This is a genomic window from Citrobacter sp. wls718 (genome assembly GCF_005280945.1).
In the GTDB taxonomy this organism is placed as follows: domain Bacteria; phylum Pseudomonadota; class Gammaproteobacteria; order Enterobacterales; family Enterobacteriaceae; genus Citrobacter; species Citrobacter gillenii.
Genome location: NZ_SZWV01000038.1, coordinates 64,555 through 65,389, shown reverse-complemented (window position 1 = coordinate 65,389; position 835 = coordinate 64,555). Strand labels below are relative to the sequence as shown.

The window sequence follows — 835 nt, the reverse complement described above, 5'->3', positions numbered from 1 at the left end:
TATCAGCAGCGAGCCATCACAGGGCGACAGCGAAGAGTCGACGACAAGCAGCGCACCCTGCAGTATCCCTTCCCTGAAATGTGAACACGATGCCCGCATGAAATAAGTCGCAGCTGGCTGGCTAATTAGCTGCTGATCGAGGGAAATCTTTGTTTCAACATAATCACTGGCAGGTGACGGGAAGCCCATGGCTATAGTCCCCCATTTGGATTGAACAGCTGAAAGGTACGGTTTTCGCCTTCCTGCGTTGATACATCGCGGAACGTTGTCACATACCACTCGATCCATTCGTTGGCCTGCTTCATCGTCCAGTTCCAGTTAACCTTGCTCAGCTCCTGGACAAACCGCTGTGTGGTGACGGTCTTACGGCCATTCGGTTCCTGCTGTATCGAAGCATACCAGGCCATTTCAATATCGCTGCGTCGTGGCATCATTACGCCCTCTCTTGAATACCGGATAAAAACACAGTATAAATACTGTACATCCATCCAGTAAAGAGGTGATTCGTAATGTTTGTGGAACTCGTTTATGACAAAAGGAATTTTGATGATTTACCCGGTGCAAAGGACATCATTCTGGGGGAGTTAAGCAAAAGAGTACACCGCATCTTCCCTGACGCTGATGTTCGGGTTAAACCGATGATGACACTGCCGGCGATCAACACTGACGCCAGCAAGCATGAGAAGGAACTGATCAGTGCAGTAGTTCAGGAAATGTTTGAAGAGGCTGAATTCTGGTTAGTGAGTGAGTAAAGATTTTCAATGCCCGCCACAGTTACGTCTTGATTACGCTGTGGCGGATATTCATTTTCGTAAACGTTCCTATGCAGGCATTG

At 48.3% G+C, this 835-nt stretch carries 1 protein-coding gene and 2 pseudogenes; 2 read left to right on the top strand and 1 reads right to left on the bottom strand.

What is annotated here, in order from left to right; genetic code table 11:
- A pseudogene (locus FDW95_RS23610) lies at positions 1-305 on the bottom strand (S24 family peptidase); the annotation flags it as partial.
- On the opposite strand from FDW95_RS23610, the pseudogene FDW95_RS23605 reads away from it, so the two are divergent.
- Together FDW95_RS23605 and FDW95_RS07735 are read left to right on the top strand one after the other, a co-directional pair.
- Positions 297-416 (top strand): annotated as a pseudogene (locus FDW95_RS23605) (hypothetical protein); the annotation flags it as partial. The pseudogenes FDW95_RS23610 and FDW95_RS23605 sit on opposite strands and share 9 nt — an antisense overlap.
- Positions 417-509: 93 nt before the next feature.
- Complete coding sequence (locus tag FDW95_RS07735) at positions 510-752, top strand: DinI-like family protein (RefSeq protein WP_115258000.1); 243 nt, start codon at positions 510-512, stop codon at positions 750-752.
- Positions 753-835: the final 83 nt, after the last annotated feature.